This window comes from Intrasporangium sp. DVR, from assembly GCF_040365325.1.
Taxonomy (GTDB): domain Bacteria; phylum Actinomycetota; class Actinomycetes; order Actinomycetales; family Dermatophilaceae; genus Intrasporangium.
In genome coordinates, this window is sequence record NZ_BAABZW010000016.1 from 60,951 (window position 1) to 77,917 (window position 16,967).

Here is a 16,967-nt window from a genome sequence, read left to right on the forward strand (position 1 = left end):
AGTCCGACGTGGGGCCCACCTCGTGACACAGTGGCGCCATGGTGACTCGCGACCTCGACCTCGTCCTCTACGGGGCCACCGGATTCGTCGGCACGTTGACCGCGCGCCATCTCGCCGGCCGCGCCGCGGGCGTGCGCGTGGCGCTCGCCGGACGATCGCGGGAGCGTCTCCAGGAGCTGCGGCAGGACCTCGGCGAGGTGGCGAGGGACTGGGAGGTCGTCGAGGTCGACGCGGGGGACACGGACGGCCTCCTGGCCCTGGCCCGGCGGACCACCGTTCTCGCGACGACGGTCGGCCCCTACGGTGTGCACGGCAAGGCCGTCGCCCGAGCGTGCGCCCATGCGGGGACGCACTATGCCGACCTCACGGGCGAGATCTTGTTCGTGCGTTGGTCCGTCCACGAGCTGGCCCCCATCGCCGAGGCCTCCGGAGCCCGGGTCGTCCACGCGTGTGGGTACGACTCCGTGCCCTCCGATCTCGGCGTGATGCTGCTCGCGCAGCGGGTCTCCTCGGACGGAGCGGGGACCCTCGGTGACACCCTCCTCGCGGTCAAGGCGGCCAAGGGCGGTTTCAGTGGTGGCACCGTCGACTCCGCTCGCCAGCAGGCCATCGTCGCCCGCCAGGACCCCGCTGCCCGTCGGGTGCTCGGCGACCCGCACGCGCTCAGCCCGCGCCGGGACCAGGAGCCGAGGTCGAGGTCGCACCGGCTCGGCGGGGCCGTGGGCCTCCTGCGCAGGCTCGTCCCCGTGGACCGAGACCCCGAGACCGGTCGCTGGCACGGCCCGTTCGTCATGGCTGGGTTCAACACCCGCATCGTGCGGCTCTCCAACACCCTGACCGAGTGGTCCTACGGCCGCGACTTCCGCTACCGAGAGGTCGTCGACTTCGGGTCGGGTCCGCTCTCTCCGCTCCTCGCCGGCGGGATGGCGGTCGGGTTGGCCAGCGGCCTGACCGGGCTCTCCTGGGGTCCGACCCGAGCCGTCCTCGACCGGTTCCTGCCCAAGCCGGGGGAGGGGCCGAGCGCCGCGCGGATGGCCGAGGGTCACTTCGCGATGGAGATCCGCACGACGACGTCGACGGGCGCCAAGTACGTGGCGCGTGTCTCCGCACCCTACGACCCCGGTTACACCGGGACCGCCGTCATGCTCGGCGAGAGCGCCCTGGCGCTGCTCCAGGACGGCCATCGCCTGCCGGGCCGAGCCGGCGTCCTCACCCCCGCCACCGCGCTCGGGGATGTGCTCGTGGCGCGGCTGCGTGAGCAGGGGTTCACCCTCGAGGTCGAGCGCCTGTCCTGAGGGAGCGCTGCGGCCGGCCGGCGTGGCGCGAGGGGCCGCTGTGGCACCAGGTCGAGGGGGACCGGGTCGGGACGCGCGGCCGCCTAGACTTGGGCTTCCACGCCCTGTCGCGGGCGCCGTCGACCCCGAGGACTGACACCTGTGGCGATCAAGGACATCCGCCTCTTCGGAGACCCAGTGCTGCGCACTCCCGCCGCGGACGTCGTCGACTTCGACAAGGAGCTGCGCACTCTGGTCAAGGACCTCGAGGACACGATGCTCGACGCGCCGGGGGCCGGTCTCGCCGCCCCGCAGATCGGCGTGGGCCTGCGGGTCTTCACGTACTGGGTCGACGGCATCGTCGGGCACCTCGTCAACCCCGTCCTCGACCTGTCCGCGGAGGAGCAGGAGGGACCGGAGGGCTGCCTCAGCATCCCGGGGGTGACAGTGGACACGCGGCGCGCCCTCACGGTCGTCGCGAAGGGTCAGAACATGTTCGGGGAGCCGGTCGTGCTCGAGGGCAGCGAGCTGCTGGCTCGAGCCGTCCAGCACGAGACCGACCACCTCGACGGGATCCTCTTCGTCGACCGCCTCGACCCGGAGGCCCGCAAGGTGGCGATGCGCGCCATCCGCGAGGCCGAGTGGTTCGGTGAGCCGGCGCCCAGGGTGAAGGTCAGTCCCCACTCCACCTTCGGCCTGGGGATGTGACGTGCGCGTCGTCTTCGCGGGAACCCCGCAGGCAGCGGTGCCGAGCCTCGAGGCCATCGCCGGCTCTCGGCACGAGCTCGCCGGTGTCATCACCCGTCCCGACGCCCCGGCCGGTCGCGGCAGGCGACTCGAGGAGTCGCCGGTGCGCGTCCGGGCCGAGGAGCTCGGCGTGCCGGTCCTCATGCCCACCTCGCTGAAGGACCCGGAGTTCCTCGACACGCTCAGGGGGCTCGGACCCGATGCCTGTCCCGTCGTCGCCTACGGCAACCTCATCCCACAGGTGGCCCTGGACATCCCCTCGCACGGCTGGGTCAACCTGCACTTCTCGCTCCTGCCGGCGTGGCGGGGCGCGGCACCCGTTCAGCACTCGATCATGGCGGGGGATGAGATCACCGGCGCCTCGACGTTCCGGCTGGACCGTGGGCTGGACACGGGGCCTGTCTACGGCGTCATGACCGAGCAGATCCGGCCCACCGACACCGCCGGCGACCTCCTCGACCGTCTCGCGACCGCCGGAGCGGGTCTGCTGGTCGCCACTCTCGACGGCATCGAGTCCGGTGACCTGGTCCCACGACCGCAGTCCCCGGACGGTGTCTCACTCGCTCCCAAGATCGAGACGGAGCACGCGCGGATCATCTGGAGCCGGCCGGCCCCCGCGATCGACCGGCTCGTCCGGGGCTGCACACCGGCGCCCGGTGCGTGGACGACCTTCCGTGGTGAGCGTCTCAAGGTGGCCCCGGTGAGAACAGGGGCACCGGAGGACCTGCCTCCGGGGTCCGGCCTGTCGCCGGGTCAGCTCCTCGTCACGAGAAAGGCGGTCCTCGTGGGGACCGGGACGATGCCGGTTCGTCTCGGGGTGGTCCAGGGGCATGGCAAGAGGCCGATGCCCGCCGAGGACTGGGCGCGGGGTGTCCGGGTCGCGCCGGGAGAGCGGTTGGGCGATGAGTGACGAGAGACGTCGAGGACGGCAACGTCCTCCGGCCCGGGCGCGGTCTGACCAGCACCGGTCCGCCCAGCGCCCCGCCGAGCGAGCTCGCCGCACCGACCCGGCGCGCCTGGCCGCCTACACCGTCATGCGCGAGGTGGCGCAGGGCGCCTACGCCAACCTCACCCTGCCCAGGCTGCTCCGCGAGAAGCGCCTCCACGGTCGGGACGCCGGGTTCGCGACCGAGCTGGTCTACGGAGCGACCCGGCTGTCCGGGCTCTACGACGCCATCGCGTCTCACGCAGCCGGACGACCCGTCAGCGAGATCGACGCGCAGGTCCTCGACACCCTTCGCCTCGGCGCCCACCAGGTGCTGGGGATGCGGGTGCCGACCCACGCTGCCGTCGACGAGACCGTGGCGCTCGCCCGACAGGTCAACGGGGCCGGGGCGGCCGGCTTCGTCAACGCCGTCATGCGCCGGATCAGCGAGCGGAGCCTCGACGACTGGCTCGGGATCGTCACGGCAGACGTGACCGACCCCGTGGAGACACTCGCGATCCGGACGTCGCATCCCCTGTGGATCGCCAAGGCGCTCCGGGCCGCCCTGATCGGGCACGGGCGCGTGTCGGCGGACGAAGCCGCGACCGAGCTCGGCCACCTCCTCGAGTCGGACAACGCCGCGCCCAAGGTCGCGCTGGCGGCCCGTCCGGGTCTCGCCAGCGTCGCGGAGCTGGTCGAGGCCGGTGCGGTGGCGTCCACGACCAGCCCGGTCGGTGCCGTTCTGCCGGAGGGTGACCCGGGCGCCATTGCGGCGGTGCGCGAGGGCCGCGCCGCCGTCCAGGACGAGGGCTCGCAGCTGCTCGCCCTGGCGATCGCGATGGCGGAGGTGGGCCAGGGCGCCCTCACCGCGGAGCGATGGCTCGACCTCTGCGCCGGGCCGGGAGGCAAGGCCGGCCTGCTCGCATCCGTCGCGGTGCAGCGCCGGATCCCGTTCGTGGCCAACGAGGTCAATGAGCACCGGGCACAGCTCGTCCGTCAGACGCTGTCCGCCGCCTCAGCCGCTGCCCGCGCCGCCGGGACGACGCTCGAGGTGCGCCATGGGGACGGCCGCGACATCGGCGGGCTCAGCCCCGCGGGTTACAGCCGCGTCCTCATCGACGCCCCGTGCACCGGCCTGGGCGCCCTCCGACGGCGACCCGAAGCCCGGTGGCGGCGCAGTCCCGAGGACGTCGCCGCCCTCGCGACCCTCCAACGCGAGCTGCTGGCGTCAGGGATCGACGCGACGATGCCGGGCGGGATCATCGGCTACGCGACGTGCAGTCCCCACCTCAACGAGACCAGGTTCGTCGTCCAGGACGTCCTCAAGAGGCGCGACGATGTCGAGCTCGAGGACGCCCGGCCCCTCTTCGTCGACGCCTCCGGGGCGCCGCTGCCCGACCTCGGTGACGGCCCCTACGTCCAGCTGTGGCCACACGTCCACGGCACGGACGCGATGTTCCTCGCCCTGCTGCGCAAGCGCTGAGTCACCGTCCGTGGAAGACCGGTCGGCGGCCCTCCCGCCGAGCGGTCTCCGCCTCGGCCGCGTCCTGGCTCGCGAAACAGGCGAGGAACTCCGCCCGGAGGCCGGGGTCGTCGTCGGGCAGGTGCGCAGAGTTGAGCGCGCGCTTCGCATAGGCCAGCGACAGCGGTGCGAGCGCGGCGAGGTCGTGGGCGAGAGCGATGGCGTCGGTGACGTCCCCTTCCCGCTGCACCAGCCCACACGCGAGCGCCGCGGACAGGTCGAGGGTCTCCGCGGCCAGCAGGATCCCACGGGCGTGGCCGCCGCCGACGAGCTCGGCCAGCCGGCGGATCGTCCACGGGTCGACCGCAAGGCCGTTCCGGGCCGTCGGCACGGCGAAGCGCGCCTGTGGAGTGGCCACCCGTAGGTCGCAGGCGGCCGCGAGCTGGGTGCCGCCCCCGATGGCGGGGCCGTTGACGGCCGCGATGACCGGGACCGCCGTCGTGGTGATCGCACCGAGCATGCCGTAGTGCGCCTCGAGGAAGTCGTCGCCGTGGACGCCGTCGAGGTCTGCGCCGGCGCAGAAGGTCGTGCCTGCGCCGGTGATGACGACCGCCCGGGCCGGCCGCCCGCCGCCGCCGGCGTCGTCGAGGGCCGCCCGCACGGCCTGGCACAGCTCCACGCTCAGGGCGTTGCGCTTGTCCGGGCGGTCGAGGGTGAGCACGAGGACGTCGTCGTCGACCAGTCGCTGCAGCATGGGGGCATCCTCGCAGGCGCGGTCCTCGGAGCGCCGCGGACCCAACTACGCTGTGCTCCGTGCAGATCTCCCCGAGCATCCTGTCGGCCGACTTCGCCAACCTCGAGCGTGAGCTGCGGCGGGTCGCGAATGCCGACTGGGCCCACGTCGACGTCATGGACGCCCACTTCGTCCCGAACCTCACCCTCGGTCTGCCGGTCGTGGAGGCCCTGCTCTCGGTGAGCCCGATCCCCATCGACGCCCACCTGATGATCGAGGACCCCGACCGGTGGGCGCCGATGTACGCGGAGGCAGGCTGCTCGTCCGTGACCTTCCACGTCGAGGCCGCCCGGGACCCGCGCACGCTGGCGCGCACCCTGCGCGCTGCCGGTGCGCGGGCGGCGATGGCCCTCAAGCCCGGCACCCCCTTCGCTCCGTACGAAGAGCTGCTGCCGGAGCTGGACATGGTTCTCGTCATGACCGTCGAGCCCGGCTTCGGCGGACAGTCGTTCATGGCCGACCAGATGCCGAAGGTCCGACAGGTCCGTGAGGCCGTCAAGCGGCACGGTGGCGAGATCTGGGTCCAGGTCGACGGCGGCGTGAGCGCGAGAACGATCGAGCAGTGTGCGGAGGCCGGTGCGGACGTCTTCGTCGCCGGCTCGGCCGTCTATGGCGCGGAGGACGCCACTCGGGCCGTCGACGAGCTGCGGGCACTGGTGTCGGCGCACGCGCACTGAGGGCGTCCCTGCCGAGTTCGTCTGGCGCCGGCCGGCGCTCGGTGGCGACCGGTGGCGACCGGTGGCGACCGGTGGCGACCGTCACGTGAGCGCGATGTGGGCTCTCCCGGCCGGACGGTGCATACTGGGCGTACGTGCTCCGGGGTCGGTGTAATTCCGAGCCGGCGGTGACAGTCCGCGACCCGACTGCTCAACAGCTTCACGAGTGGCCGGTTGACCTGGTGGAACTCCAGGACCGACGGTGAAAGTCCGGATGGGAGGCAGCACGAAACAGACTGGCGTCTGTGGTGGTCCGCATACCCTCGCAAGCAGGGTCGCGGAGCACGGCAGCGCCAGCTGTGGAGTTCCCCGGAGTTCGTCCGTTCAGCACCACGAACTCCAAGGACGAACACCACATGCAGTCACTCGCCCTCGCCGACGAGACCAGGAACCTCTTCCAACAGGTCCTCGACGCCGCCATCCCGATCGGGATCTACCAGCTGCACTGGACCGAGCTCATCGCCGTCCTCATCGGCGTCGTCTCGGCCTGGTTCGGCATGAAGCGCCGCGTCTGGGCCTGGCCGGTCGGCATCATCGCCAACGTCATGCTCTTCTTCGTCTACCTCGGGGCGCTCTTCGGGGCAGATGACCGCATCCCCCTCTTCGGTCAGGCCGGGAGGCAGGTCTTCTTCATCCTCATGAGCGCCTACGGCTGGTGGCGCTGGACGCAGGTGCGGCGGCTCAGCCACGCCGAGGACCCCAGCGGTGCTGCCATCACGCCGCGGTGGGCCACTCCTCGGGAGCGGGCCGCCGTGATCGGGTTCTGGCTGGTCGGCACCGTCGCCGTGCACCAGGCCTTCACCTGGCTCTGGTCGCTGGCGCCCAACCCCTTCTGGGCGCCGGACTGGTGGTTCTTCTGGTGCGACGCCTGGATCTTCGTCGGGTCGATCGTGGCGACGTTCGCGATGGCTCGCGGGTGGAACGAGTTCTGGCTGGCCTGGATCGCCGTCGACCTCGTCGGGGTGCCCTTCGGCTTCGCGACCGGCTACGTCCCGACGGCGGTCCTCTACGTCTTCTACGGCTTGTTCGTCGTCTACGGCTTCGTCCAGTGGGTCAAGGCGTCGCGGACCGAGCATCGCGACGTCGAGCCCGTGCTGGCCGGGGCCCGGGTGGGGTGAGGCATGGACGACACGCCACGCGGGAGCAGCGCCGGAGCGGCGGAGGACGCCACCTTCGTGCGGCGCGCGATCGCCCTCGCCGAGCGTGGGATCTGGCCTGACCCGAACCCTCGCGTCGGCTGCGTCATCGTTGACGCAGCGGGTGGACTCGTCGCCGAGGCCTGGCACCGGGGCGCCGGCACGCCGCACGCCGAGGCAGTGGCCCTGGCAGCGGCCGGCGACCGGGCCCGAGGGGCCACCGCCTACGTCTCGCTGGAGCCGTGCGTGCACACGGGGCGCACCGGCCCCTGCGCTCCGGCGCTCGCGGCGGCGGGGATCGTCCGGGTCGTCTACGCCCAGGACGACCCGAACGCCGAGGCCGCTGGCGGCGCGGGCTTCCTGCGCTCCGCAGGGGTGGAGGTCGTCGGCGGCGTCCTCGCCGACGAGGCCGCTGCCCTCAACGCCCGCTGGGCCCGGACCATCGCCCTCCGGCGACCGCTCGTCACGTGGAAGTTCGCAGCGACGCTCGACGGCCGCAGCGCCGCTGCGGACGGATCGAGTCGGTGGATCACCGGCGCGGAGGCGCGGGCGGACGTCCACGCCCAGAGGGCGGGGCGCGACGCCATCGTCGCCGGCACGGGGACCGTTCTCATGGATGATCCTCGGCTCACGGCTCGCCCGGAGCCTGGTCGTATGCCGCCGGGCTCGGTTCCCCGCCGACAGCCGCTTCGCGTCGTGGTCGGCCTTCGTGACGTCCCTTCGGGGGCCCGCGTTCACACGGAGCCCGGCGAGGCCGTCCACCTGCGGACGCGTGATCCACAGCGGGTCCTCGCCGAGCTGTGGAAGAGGGACGTCCGGGACGTGTGGCTCGAGGGCGGTCCGACGCTCGCCGCCGCCTTCCTCGCCGCTGACCTCGTCGACGAGGTCTACGCCTACCTCGCCCCGGCGTTTCTCGGAGCCGGCGCGGCCGCGGTCGGCGACCTCGGCGTCAGGTCGATGGAGGGCATCCGGAGGCTGGAGATCACGGACGTCCGTCAGGTCGGTGGTGACGTCCGCATCCATGCCACCCCTGTGCACCCGGCCGGCGGGTCCAGGGGCACCATGACCGCGGAGAAGGAGTAGCACAGCATGTTCACGGGAATCGTGGAAGAGCTCGGCACCCTCGGCTCGATCGACCAGTCGGCCGAGTCCGCCGTCCTGCGCATCGAGGGCCCGCTCGTCGCGAGTGACGCGGTCCCCGGCGCCTCCATCGCCGTCAACGGTGTGTGCCTTACCGTGACGGCCCATGACGGCGGTGGTTTCAGCGTCGACGTCATGGCCGAGACCCTGCGGCGCTCGAGCCTCGGCGCGCTGCGTCCGGGCGATCCGGTCAACCTCGAGCGTGCCATGGCGGCCTCGAGCCGTTTCGGGGGCCACATCGTCCAGGGGCACGTCGACGGCACGGCCACGATCGTCGAGCGCGTCCCCGGGGACCGCTGGGAGGTGGTCACCTGCAGCCTTCCGGAGTCGCTCGCCCGCTATGTCGTGCAGCAGGGCTCGATCACCGTCGACGGCGTCTCGCTCACCGTGTCGGATGTCGGCCCGGCCACCTTCAGCGTGTCTCTCATCCCCACGACCCTGGAGGCGACGACCTTGGGACGCAAGGAGGTCGGCGACTCGGTCAACCTCGAGGTGGATGTGGTGGCGAAGTACGTCGAGCGCCTGCTCCAGCACGGGGCGACCAGCAAGGAGGACTCATGAGCGACCTGTCGACCGTCGAGGAGGCCCTCGAGGCGCTGCGCGCCGGGCGGCCCGTGCTCGTGCTCGACTCCGAGGACCGGGAGAACGAGGGTGACCTGGTCCTCGCGGCGCACACCGCCACCGAGGAGTGGATGGCGTGGACGATTCGCCATTCGTCCGGCTACCTCTGTGCTCCCATGCCCGATCACGTCGCGGACCGGCTCGAGCTGCCGCTCATGGTGACGGACAACCGAGACCCCTTGCGGACGGCCTACACCGTCTCGGTGGATGCGGCGACGGGGGTCTCGACCGGCATCAGCGCGGCCGACCGGACGCGCACGGTGCGCGTGCTCGCGGACCCGTCGGCGACCCCGGCCGACCTCATCCGCCCGGGTCACGTGCTGCCGCTGCGGGCGCGGGCCGGGGGCGTGCTGACCCGCCCGGGTCACACCGAGGCCGCGGTGGACCTGACGCGGCTCGCCGGCCTGCCGCCGGTGGGCGTGATCGGCGAGCTCGTCCACGACGACGGCCGGATGATGCGCTATGACGACGTCGTCGGTCTCGGGCACGACACCGGCCTACCCGTCATCACCATCGAACGGCTCATCGCCTGGCGCCAGCAGCACGACCGGGTCGAACGCCTGGCGACCACGGTCATCCCGACTCGCCACGGCGCGTTCACCGCCCATGGCTACCGCGACACCCTGACCGGGGAGGAGCACGTCGCCCTGGTCAGCCCCAGGGGTCTGCACGGTCCTCGTCCGGCGGCTCCGGTCCTCGTCCGTCTCCACTCGGAGTGCCTCACGGGGGACGCCTTCGGCTCCCTCCGGTGTGACTGCGGCCCGCAGCTGCAGGCGTCGATGGCTCGGGTCGGGCGGGAAGGTGGGGTGATCGTCTACCTCGGCGGGCACGAGGGGCGGGGGGTGGGCCTCGTGGACAAGCTGCGCGCCTACGCCGAGCAGGACCGAGGCGCCGACACGGTGGACGCCCAGACTGCGCTCGGCCTGCCGGTCGACGCACGGGAGTACGCCGCCGGGGCCGCGGTGCTCCACGACCTCGACGCCACCCGCATCGTGCTCCTGACGAACAACCCCACCAAGGTCGCCGCACTGCGTCACTTCGAGATCGACGTCGTCGCCGTCGAGCGACTGCACACGGAGGTGGCCGCCGAGAACGAGCGCTACCTGGTCACCAAGCGGGAACGACTCGGCCACGACCTGCCGACCGTCATCCATGCCACGTCCGAATCTGCCTGAAGGAGACGCTCACATGAAGGACGGAGCACCCACTCTCGCCGTCGACGGCCGGGGCCTCAGGGTGGCGGTCGTCGCCGCGAGCTGGCACGAGCAGGTCATGGGCGGCTTGCTCGCCGGCGCCCGCCGTGGGCTGGCCGAGGCGGGCGTCACCGGGGTGGACGAGATCCGGGTCCCCGGAACGTTCGAGCTGTCGGTGGCCTGCGCCACGCTGGCGCCCCGCTACGACGCACTGGTCGCGCTGGGCGTCGTCATCCGGGGCGGCACCCCTCACTTCGAGTACGTCTGCCAGGCGGCCACCAGCGGGATCACCGACGTGTCCGTGCGCACCGGGACGCCGATCGGGTTCGGTGTCCTCACGTGCGACACCGAGGCGCAGGCGCTCGACCGCGCGGGCCTGCCCGGCTCGAGCGAGGACAAGGGGCACGAGGCGGCCACCGCGGCCGTTGCGACCGTCGTCACGCTGCGCTCCATCGGCGGAGCAGCTCGCGACACGCCCTGACGGGCCGGACCGTTCGCGCCGGCCCGGGTCGCGAACTGCTCCGTCGACGAGGCCACCTGCTGGGCGGGAGCCAGCCCAGCGGCATACGGAAAGTACCCTCTAGACCGTGAAGAGCTTTGAGCAGCTGTACGCCGAACTCGCTGAGAAGGCGCAGACCAGGCCGGAGGGATCCGGCACGGTGGCCGCCCTTGATGCCGGCGTCCACGCCATCGGCAAGAAGATCGTGGAGGAGGCGGCGGAGGTCTGGATGGCCGCGGAGTACCAGTCGACCGCCGAGGCGGCCGAGGAGATCAGCCAGCTGCTCTACCACCTCCAGGTCCTCATGCTCGCCAAGGGCATCACGCTCGACGACGTCTACGCCCATCTCTGAAGGCCCGAGACCCCGCATCCGCCCTCCCCGACGCCGAGGACCAGCCATGCTCCGTATCGCCGTGCCCAACAAGGGCTCCCTGTCCGACTCGACGGTCGAGATGCTCCGTGAGGCGGGCTACCGCACCCGTCGCGACGCCAAGGAGCTCGTCGTCGCCGACCCCGACAACGACGTCGAGTTCTTCTATCTCCGACCCCGCGACATCGCCGTCTACGTCGGCTCGGGCACGGTCGACGCCGGTGTCACCGGTCGCGACCTGCTGCTCGACTCGGGGTCGAGCGCGATCGAGGTGATGTCCCTCGGCTTCGGGGCCTCGACCTTCCGCTATGCCGCGCGCCCGGGCATGGTCACGACCGTCGACCAGATCTCGGCGCAGCGTGTCGCGACGTCCTACCCGGGGCTCGTCCGGGCCGACCTCGTCAAGCGGGGGATCGACGCCGAGGTGGTCCGTCTCGACGGAGCCGTGGAGACGGCGATCACTCTCGGGGTCGCCGACGTCATCGCCGACGTCGTCGAGACCGGCACCACCCTGCGGCAGCAGGGCCTCGAGGTCTTCGGAGAGCCCATCCTTCGCTCTGAGGCGGTCCTGATCCGCGGGGACCGCCCCGGTGAGCAGCAGGCGACCGCGGTCCTGCAGCGTCGCCTGACGGGCGTCATCACGGCCCGCACCTACGTCATGCTCGACTACGACTGCCCGAAGGAGCTCGTCGCCAAGGCGACCGAGCTGACCCCGGGCCTCGAGTCCCCGACCGTCTCGCCGTTGCAGGACGACGCCTGGGTCGCGGTGCGGGCCATGGTGCCGCGAGTCGGACGGAACCGCCTGATGGACGAGCTCTACGACCTCGGCGCGCGGGCGATCCTCGTCACCGACATCGCCGCCTGCCGACTGTGAGCGGCGCACCGGACCCCCGTCCGTCGGACGCGCTGGCGCCGTTTCGCCCACGGCGGGGCCGGATGGTGGCCCTCGGGGTCGTCTGGACGTCACTGGTCATCTTCGGCACGATCGCCGTCATCATGCCGGAGCAGGACGGCCGCTGGGGGCTCGCCGACCGCTTCATGCTCTTCGGGGTCGGTGTGGTCATCGCGGCCCTGGCCTGGCGCTACGCGTCCATCGTCGCGGTGCCGAGCCGGGCCGGCCTCACCATCCGCAACCTCCTGCTCACCCGCACCCTCGAGTGGCCCGAGGTGGTCGGTATCCAGTTCGGTGGTGGCGAGCCGTGGGTGAGCCTCGACCTGCAGGACGGCGACACCCTGGCCGTGATGGCCATCCAGAAGGCCGACGGTGCGGCCGCCGACCGGGAGGCCTCCCGCCTGGCCGCTCTCATCGAGGCCTTCGGGGAGGCCCCGGAAGGCGGGACGCAGTGACCCGACAGACCCGCCAGCCGACGCCTGACGAGATGCGCCATGCGCTCGGCCACTTCGCGACGGGCGTGACGGTCATCACCGGCACGACCCTCGACGGAGACCCCGTCGGCTTCGCCTGCCAGTCGTTCGCGTCCGTGTCCCTCGACCCCCCGCTCGTCCTGTTCTGCGCAGACCACCGCGGTCGCTCCTGGCCCCACATGCGCGACACGGGCCTCTTCACCGTCAACGTGTTGCACCACGAGCAGCTCGACGTCGTCGAGCGGTTCGGGTCGCCGCGGGGGCGCCGGTTCGACGGCCTCGACTGGTACCCGTCGGTCGACGCCGGGCCGAGTCTCACCGATGCCCTGATGCGGATCCACTGCTCCGTCGAGCAGGTCCACGTGGCGGGCGACCACGACGTCGTCATCGGTCGGGTGCTCAGCCTCGACGACACGGGTCATGGACGTCCGATGCTGTTCTACCGCGGGCAGTTCACGGTCACGGAGAAGACGGCTGAGGACGAGGACCTCGCCGGGGAGGCTCGCGACGACTACTGGGGCTGAGGTGGCCGGGGCAGCACGTCGTGCCGGGCGGCACGTCGCCCTGGGCGTGGCCGCGCTCCGGCTCAGGTCACCCGACGGAGGTCCGGGCGCATCCGGATGACGACGGCGGCCTGGGTGAGCGTGATGCCGGCCAGCAGGACCCACACCGGTGCGAGCCCGCCCGTGACGTCTCGGACGAGCCCCATGGCGAGCGGTCCGACCGAGGCGACGCCGTAGGAGATGAGGAAGGCCATCCCCGTGAGCCGACCGCTCGCCTCCGGCGTCCGGGCGTAGCGCACGAGGAGGACGAGGGCCACGGAGAACGCCGCACCCTGGCCGAGGCCGAGCACGATCACCCAGGTCCACGGAGCCGTCTCGGGCGCGACCCAGATGGCGAGGCAGCCGGCGACCGCCAGCGCTGCCGCGGGGAAGAGCAGGCGGCGCAGGTCGTCGACCCGGTCGCTGAGCAGCGGCCCGACGAGGCCGGACACGACCTGCGAGCCGCTGAAGGCCGCGCCGAGGTAGCCCGCGGTGGCCCGGTCCCAGCCGAGCTCGACGTAGGTCGGGGGGAGCCAGGTCACCGCTGAGTAGAAGCCCCACGACTGGAGCCCGAGGTAGCCGGCGACGAGCCACGCGGTGGGGTGCCGCCACGGCAGGCGGCCGGGGCCCTCCTCGCCGGGGGTGTGGTGGGGGTTGGCTCGGACGGTGAAGGGAGCCCAGGCGAGCAGTCCGACCAGGGCGATGACCGACCACGACGCGAGCGACCCCTGCCACGACCCGAGACGCTCGGCGAGGGGCGCCGAGAGCGCTGACGCGAGCGCGGCGCCGCCCATCATGGCGAACATGTAGAGGCCGGTGACCAGGCCGGCCCGGTGAGGCGGGAAGAACGTCTTGACGAGGCGGGGCAGCAGCGTGCCGGCGACCGCGATACCGACCCCGGCGACGAACGTGCCGACGTAGAGGGTGAGGGCGTCATCGCCGAACCACCGGCTCAGCAGGCCGACCAGGGCGCACCCCATCGCTGCGAGGACCGCGGCCACGGCGCCCAGATGGTGCGCGATGGTCGACGCGAGGGGGGCGAAGAGACCCATGCAGAGCACGGGCAGCGTCGTCAGGGCTCCCGCCGCGGCGTGGCTCAGCCCCAGGTCGCCCGCAATGGCATCGAGGAGCGGGGGGACGCTGGTGATCGCCGTGCGCAGGTTGGCGGCCACGGCGACGAGCGCGGCGGCCATCACCCACGCCGGGGGAAGTGGCTTGAGGAACCGTGGAACCTCCGGGGACTCAGAGGTCACGTCAGCGGGGTCCACCCGGCCGACGGTATACCGCCGGTGCTCGTGTCGATGACCAGGTCTGCCCGCGCCCGGGTGCCGTCGGCGGCGAACACCGCCTCCTCCTGGGCCGCCCACCGTTGCCAGTGCGGCCGGTAGGTCTCGCCGTCGCGGGTGAGTCCGCGGTGCATCCGCTGCTCACGCTCGGCCTCCATGAAGACGGCCACGGAGGTGAAGGGCCGAGCGGGCCCGACGCTGCAGCCACACCCCTCGACGACGAGGAAGTCAGCCGGGCGCACCGTCACCGAGCCGTCCCAGCCCCCTTCCTCCCAGTCCCATCGGGGGTATGCCGCTGGGCTCGCTCGGGAGAGCGGCTCGAGCACGCGCGTGGCGAGGATCTCCGACGACTCGGCCAGCCCGTCCCAGCCCGGGTAGATCGCGTCCATGTGGACCATCTCGACCGTCCCGTAGGTGGCGAGCTCGGCCGCCACCCCGCGGGCGAGCGTGGTCTTGCCCGCACCACTGCGCCCGTCGATGGCGACGACGGCGACGTCCCCACAGCAGGGCAGCACGTCGAGAGCCAGCTCGACGACGGCCTCCACGTGGAGTGGGTCGGCCGGTCCCGTGATCCGGTCCCACATGAGCGCGACCCTACTCGCGATCTAGGCTGGCCCCGTGCTCGTCCGATCCTCTGTCGCCACGCGCGTCATCGCCTGCCTCGACGTCGATGCCGGCCGCGTCGTCAAGGGCGTCAACTTCGCCAACCTCCGTGACGCCGGAGACCCCGTCGAGCTGGCCGAGCTCTACGACTCCCAGGGCGTGGACGAGCTGACCTTCCTCGACGTCACGGCGAGCTCGGGCAACCGTGAGACCACCTACGACGTCGTCCGGCGGACCGCGGAGCAGGTCTTCATCCCCCTGACGGTCGGTGGGGGAGTGCGGACCGTCGACGACGTGGACCGACTGCTGCGAGCCGGCGCCGACAAGGTCGGGGTCAACACGGCCGCCATCGCCCGGCCCGCGCTCATCTCCGAGATCGCCGACCGCTTCGGCGCCCAGGTCCTCGTGCTGTCCGCCGACGTCCGCAGGCGCGTCACCGACTCCGGGCGGCGCACCGACGACTTCGTCATGACCACCCACGGTGGCCGCACCCCGGTGGACCTCGACGCGATCGAGTGGTGCGCCCGGGCCGCCGAGCTCGGCGCGGGGGAGATCCTGCTCAACTCGATGGATCTGGACGGCACCAAGGAGGGCTTCGACCTCGAGCTGATCCGACGGGTCCGGGCCGCCGTGTCGGTGCCGGTGATCGCGAGCGGTGGCGCCGGCCGGGCCGACCACTTCGCGCCGGCGGTGGAGGCCGGGGCCGACGCCGTCCTCGCTGCCAGCGTCTTCCACTTCGGTGAGCTCACCGTGGGTGAGGTCAAGGCCGCCATGCGGGAGGCCGGAGTGGTCGTCCGCTGAGCCGGCCGCGCCGGGGTGCCCGGCCGCGGAACCGATGGTCAGCGGCTCGCGGCTGCGAGCCCGGCGGCGTCCGGCCTCGCGGGAGCTCCGCGTTTCACGCTCAGCCGAGGCCGAGCCGTGCCGAGCGGAGGGCGGCGATGTCGTCGGCGCGTCCGTCGAGCTCCACCCGGGCGTGGTCGGCGCGCCCGTAGGCGAGGAGGACCAGCTCGGCCGGGGCGCCCCGGAGGATCACCGTGCCGTGCTCGTCGGGCAGCTTGGCGCAGTGGCGCCCGATGCCCGGCGCGACGAGGACCACTCCCGTCGGGACCGAGCGGAACATGAGCCGCGCCAGCCTGCGCAGCGCTGCCCACAGGGCCTGCTGGAGGTCCTCGGGCAGATCTCGCGGCTCCCAGCCCGGCTGGGCCCGCCGCACGTCCTCGTGATGGACGAAGTACTCCACGAGGTTGGCCAGCTCATCCACCCTGGGGCGGGACGTCGGGTTCCACGTCGGGGCCCCGCCGCGGACCCGGGAGACGAGCGCCGAGTAGTCGCCGCGGGCGAGCCGATCCTGCTCACGTTCCAGCCGGCCTGCGAGCAGCGGGACGAAGGCCCCGATGCTGAGGTCGGGTCGACCCTCGCGGACGTAGAGGTGCGCTGCGAGGTCCCGGGTCGCCCACCCCTCACACAGGGTCGGGGCGTCGGGCCCCAGCTGCTCGAGCTCATCGCAGAGCAGCTGGCGTTCGGACCAGGCGTGTCGCGTCATGTCCGCATCCTCTCAGGATCCAGGCCGCGCCCCGCAGGCGGCCAAACCGGTGGCACGCTCGACCGCCGGCGACCTAGGGTCGTGGCGTGATCGAGCTCATCCGCCCCACCAGCCTCCTGGCCGAGCAGTGGTGGGAGCTGGTGGACGAGTTCGGCGAGGCGCCGATCCACGGCTCGGGCTACCGGTTCGCCGACCGGGCCGAGCTCGAGCGGCCGGGAGGGCTCGAGGCCTGGGTCGACCTGCTCGCCTCCTACGAGGTGGACGGGTCGGACCTCCCCGAGGGGTGGGTGCCCGGTTCCTACCGCTGGATCCTGCAGGACGAGCAGCTCGTCGGGACGATCACCGTTCGTCACCGGCTGACCGGCGCGCTCCTGGTCGTCGGCGGCCACATCGGCTATGCGGTGCGTCCGAGTGCACGTCGACGGGGGATCGCCACCGCAGCGCTGCGCCAGGCCCTCGGAGTGGCGGCGCGGCTCGGCATCGACCCCGCGCTCGTCACGTGCGAGGACGACAACCTCGCCTCCGCGCGCACCATCGAGGCGAGCGGCGGCGTCCTCGAGAACGTCCTCGGGACGAGCCGGCGCTACTGGGTCCCCACGACGCCACCGACGCCACCGACGCCACCGACGCCACCGATGCTCGGCACGGTTCTGGCCGCTGACCCTGCCGACTCTGCCGACTCTGCCGACCCTGCCGTTCCAGCTGCCGACGCTGCGGACTGGGCGGGACGGCGGGCCCCCGCGTGAGATGCT

General features: G+C 72.5%; 20 protein-coding genes and 1 riboswitch. Of the genes, 16 read left to right on the top strand and 4 right to left on the bottom strand.

Annotated elements, in window-relative coordinates; translation table 11 throughout:
• Positions 1-38: 38 nt before the first annotated feature.
• The 4 genes from ABWV20_RS12340 (at position 39) to ABWV20_RS12355 (ending at position 4,429) form a co-directional block, all read left to right on the top strand.
• Positions 39-1,295, top strand: a complete 1,257-nt coding sequence (locus ABWV20_RS12340; RefSeq protein WP_353355463.1) for a saccharopine dehydrogenase family protein — start codon at positions 39-41, stop codon at positions 1,293-1,295.
• Between the two features lie 141 nt (positions 1,296-1,436).
• Positions 1,437-1,982 carry a peptide deformylase gene (def, locus tag ABWV20_RS12345; protein ID WP_353355464.1) on the top strand — a complete coding sequence of 182 codons (546 nt, stop codon included), beginning with the start codon at positions 1,437-1,439 and terminating at the stop codon, positions 1,980-1,982.
• Between the two features lies 1 nt (position 1,983).
• Positions 1,984-2,931, top strand: coding sequence for a methionyl-tRNA formyltransferase (fmt, locus tag ABWV20_RS12350; protein WP_353355465.1), 948 nt, complete (start codon positions 1,984-1,986; stop codon positions 2,929-2,931).
• Positions 2,924-4,429, top strand: coding sequence for an RsmB/NOP family class I SAM-dependent RNA methyltransferase (locus ABWV20_RS12355; RefSeq protein WP_353355466.1), 1,506 nt, complete (start codon positions 2,924-2,926; stop codon positions 4,427-4,429). The genes fmt and ABWV20_RS12355 overlap by 8 nt, the downstream gene beginning before the upstream one ends.
• 1 nt (position 4,430) lies before the next feature.
• On the opposite strand, the gene ABWV20_RS12360 is transcribed toward ABWV20_RS12355, so the two are convergent.
• Complete coding sequence (locus tag ABWV20_RS12360; protein WP_353355467.1) at positions 4,431-5,162, bottom strand: enoyl-CoA hydratase; 732 nt, start codon at positions 5,160-5,162, stop codon at positions 4,431-4,433.
• Between the two features lie 59 nt (positions 5,163-5,221).
• Here ABWV20_RS12360 and rpe point away from each other — a divergent pair, with 59 nt between their 5' ends.
• The 10 genes from rpe to ABWV20_RS12410 all read left to right on the top strand — a co-directional run bounded on the left by rpe (position 5,222) and on the right by ABWV20_RS12410 (position 12,765).
• Positions 5,222-5,878 carry a ribulose-phosphate 3-epimerase gene (gene rpe, locus ABWV20_RS12365; RefSeq protein WP_353355468.1) on the top strand — a complete coding sequence of 219 codons (657 nt, stop codon included), beginning with the start codon at positions 5,222-5,224 and terminating at the stop codon, positions 5,876-5,878.
• A gap of 131 nt (positions 5,879-6,009) precedes the next feature.
• Positions 6,010-6,148, top strand: a riboswitch (FMN riboswitch).
• Positions 6,149-6,273: 125 nt separating this feature from the next.
• Positions 6,274-7,035 carry a nicotinamide riboside transporter PnuC gene (gene pnuC / locus ABWV20_RS12370; protein ID WP_353355469.1) on the top strand — a complete coding sequence of 254 codons (762 nt, stop codon included), beginning with the start codon at positions 6,274-6,276 and terminating at the stop codon, positions 7,033-7,035.
• A gap of 3 nt (positions 7,036-7,038) precedes the next feature.
• Complete coding sequence (gene ribD / locus ABWV20_RS12375; RefSeq protein WP_353355470.1) at positions 7,039-8,136, top strand: bifunctional diaminohydroxyphosphoribosylaminopyrimidine deaminase/5-amino-6-(5-phosphoribosylamino)uracil reductase RibD; 1,098 nt, start codon at positions 7,039-7,041, stop codon at positions 8,134-8,136.
• Between the two features lie 6 nt (positions 8,137-8,142).
• The gene (locus ABWV20_RS12380; protein ID WP_353355471.1) at positions 8,143-8,754 is read left to right on the top strand and encodes a riboflavin synthase; all 612 of its coding nucleotides are present in this window, start codon (positions 8,143-8,145) and stop codon (positions 8,752-8,754) included.
• Positions 8,751-9,989 carry a 3,4-dihydroxy-2-butanone-4-phosphate synthase gene (ribB, locus tag ABWV20_RS12385; protein WP_353355472.1) on the top strand — a complete coding sequence of 413 codons (1,239 nt, stop codon included), beginning with the start codon at positions 8,751-8,753 and terminating at the stop codon, positions 9,987-9,989. The genes ABWV20_RS12380 and ribB overlap by 4 nt, the downstream gene beginning before the upstream one ends.
• 13 nt (positions 9,990-10,002) lie before the next feature.
• Positions 10,003-10,488 (top strand): 6,7-dimethyl-8-ribityllumazine synthase, encoded by a 486-nt coding sequence (ribH, locus tag ABWV20_RS12390; RefSeq protein ID WP_353355473.1) that lies wholly within the window; start codon positions 10,003-10,005, stop codon positions 10,486-10,488.
• 106 nt (positions 10,489-10,594) lie between these two features.
• Complete coding sequence (locus ABWV20_RS12395) at positions 10,595-10,858, top strand: phosphoribosyl-ATP diphosphatase (RefSeq protein ID WP_353355474.1); 264 nt, start codon at positions 10,595-10,597, stop codon at positions 10,856-10,858.
• Between the two features lie 46 nt (positions 10,859-10,904).
• Entirely contained in the window at positions 10,905-11,750 is an 846-nt protein-coding gene (gene hisG / locus ABWV20_RS12400) for an ATP phosphoribosyltransferase (protein WP_353355475.1), read from the top strand.
• A complete protein-coding gene (locus ABWV20_RS12405) occupies positions 11,747-12,223 on the top strand; it encodes a PH domain-containing protein (protein WP_353355476.1) in 477 nt (158 codons plus the stop codon). The genes hisG and ABWV20_RS12405 overlap by 4 nt, the downstream gene beginning before the upstream one ends.
• Positions 12,220-12,765, top strand: coding sequence for a flavin reductase family protein (locus ABWV20_RS12410; RefSeq protein ID WP_353355477.1), 546 nt, complete (start codon positions 12,220-12,222; stop codon positions 12,763-12,765). Before ABWV20_RS12405 ends, ABWV20_RS12410 begins: the two co-directional genes overlap by 4 nt.
• Positions 12,766-12,827: 62 nt before the next feature.
• Here the strand turns inward: ABWV20_RS12410 and ABWV20_RS12415 are convergent, their stop codons facing one another.
• The gene (locus tag ABWV20_RS12415) at positions 12,828-14,051 is read right to left on the bottom strand and encodes an MFS transporter (RefSeq protein ID WP_353355478.1); all 1,224 of its coding nucleotides are present in this window, start codon (positions 14,049-14,051) and stop codon (positions 12,828-12,830) included.
• Positions 14,033-14,653 carry a nucleoside/nucleotide kinase family protein gene (locus tag ABWV20_RS12420; RefSeq protein ID WP_353355479.1) on the bottom strand — a complete coding sequence of 207 codons (621 nt, stop codon included), beginning with the start codon at positions 14,651-14,653 and terminating at the stop codon, positions 14,033-14,035. Before ABWV20_RS12420 ends, ABWV20_RS12415 begins: the two co-directional genes overlap by 19 nt.
• Before the next feature lie 34 nt (positions 14,654-14,687).
• Here ABWV20_RS12420 and hisF point away from each other — a divergent pair, with 34 nt between their 5' ends.
• The gene (gene hisF / locus ABWV20_RS12425; protein WP_353355480.1) at positions 14,688-15,473 is read left to right on the top strand and encodes an imidazole glycerol phosphate synthase subunit HisF; all 786 of its coding nucleotides are present in this window, start codon (positions 14,688-14,690) and stop codon (positions 15,471-15,473) included.
• 100 nt (positions 15,474-15,573) lie between these two features.
• On the opposite strand, the gene ABWV20_RS12430 is transcribed toward hisF, so the two are convergent.
• Positions 15,574-16,215 carry a TIGR03085 family metal-binding protein gene (locus tag ABWV20_RS12430; RefSeq protein ID WP_353355481.1) on the bottom strand — a complete coding sequence of 214 codons (642 nt, stop codon included), beginning with the start codon at positions 16,213-16,215 and terminating at the stop codon, positions 15,574-15,576.
• A gap of 86 nt (positions 16,216-16,301) precedes the next feature.
• On the opposite strand from ABWV20_RS12430, the gene ABWV20_RS12435 reads away from it, so the two are divergent.
• Entirely contained in the window at positions 16,302-16,961 is a 660-nt protein-coding gene (locus ABWV20_RS12435; protein ID WP_353355482.1) for a GNAT family N-acetyltransferase, read from the top strand.
• The last annotated feature ends 6 nt before the right edge of the window (positions 16,962-16,967 follow it).

Excerpts from the sequence above, each read along its gene's own strand:
- ABWV20_RS12340 (WP_353355463.1), top strand. The coding sequence starts at position 39 with ATGGTGACTCGCGACCTCGACCTCGTCCTCTACGGGGCCACCGGATTC.
- ABWV20_RS12355 (WP_353355466.1), top strand. The coding sequence starts at position 2,924 with ATGAGTGACGAGAGACGTCGAGGACGGCAACGTCCTCCGGCCCGGGCG.
- ABWV20_RS12360 (WP_353355467.1), bottom strand. The coding sequence starts at position 5,162 with ATGCTGCAGCGACTGGTCGACGACGACGTCCTCGTGCTCACCCTCGAC.
- pnuC (WP_353355469.1), top strand. The coding sequence starts at position 6,274 with ATGCAGTCACTCGCCCTCGCCGACGAGACCAGGAACCTCTTCCAACAG.
- ribD (WP_353355470.1), top strand. The coding sequence starts at position 7,039 with ATGGACGACACGCCACGCGGGAGCAGCGCCGGAGCGGCGGAGGACGCC.
- ABWV20_RS12380 (WP_353355471.1), top strand. The coding sequence starts at position 8,143 with ATGTTCACGGGAATCGTGGAAGAGCTCGGCACCCTCGGCTCGATCGAC.
- ribB (WP_353355472.1), top strand. The coding sequence starts at position 8,751 with ATGAGCGACCTGTCGACCGTCGAGGAGGCCCTCGAGGCGCTGCGCGCC.
- ribH (WP_353355473.1), top strand. The coding sequence starts at position 10,003 with ATGAAGGACGGAGCACCCACTCTCGCCGTCGACGGCCGGGGCCTCAGG.
- hisG (WP_353355475.1), top strand. The coding sequence starts at position 10,905 with ATGCTCCGTATCGCCGTGCCCAACAAGGGCTCCCTGTCCGACTCGACG.
- ABWV20_RS12420 (WP_353355479.1), bottom strand. The coding sequence starts at position 14,653 with ATGTGGGACCGGATCACGGGACCGGCCGACCCACTCCACGTGGAGGCC.
- ABWV20_RS12430 (WP_353355481.1), bottom strand. The coding sequence starts at position 16,215 with ATGACGCGACACGCCTGGTCCGAACGCCAGCTGCTCTGCGATGAGCTC.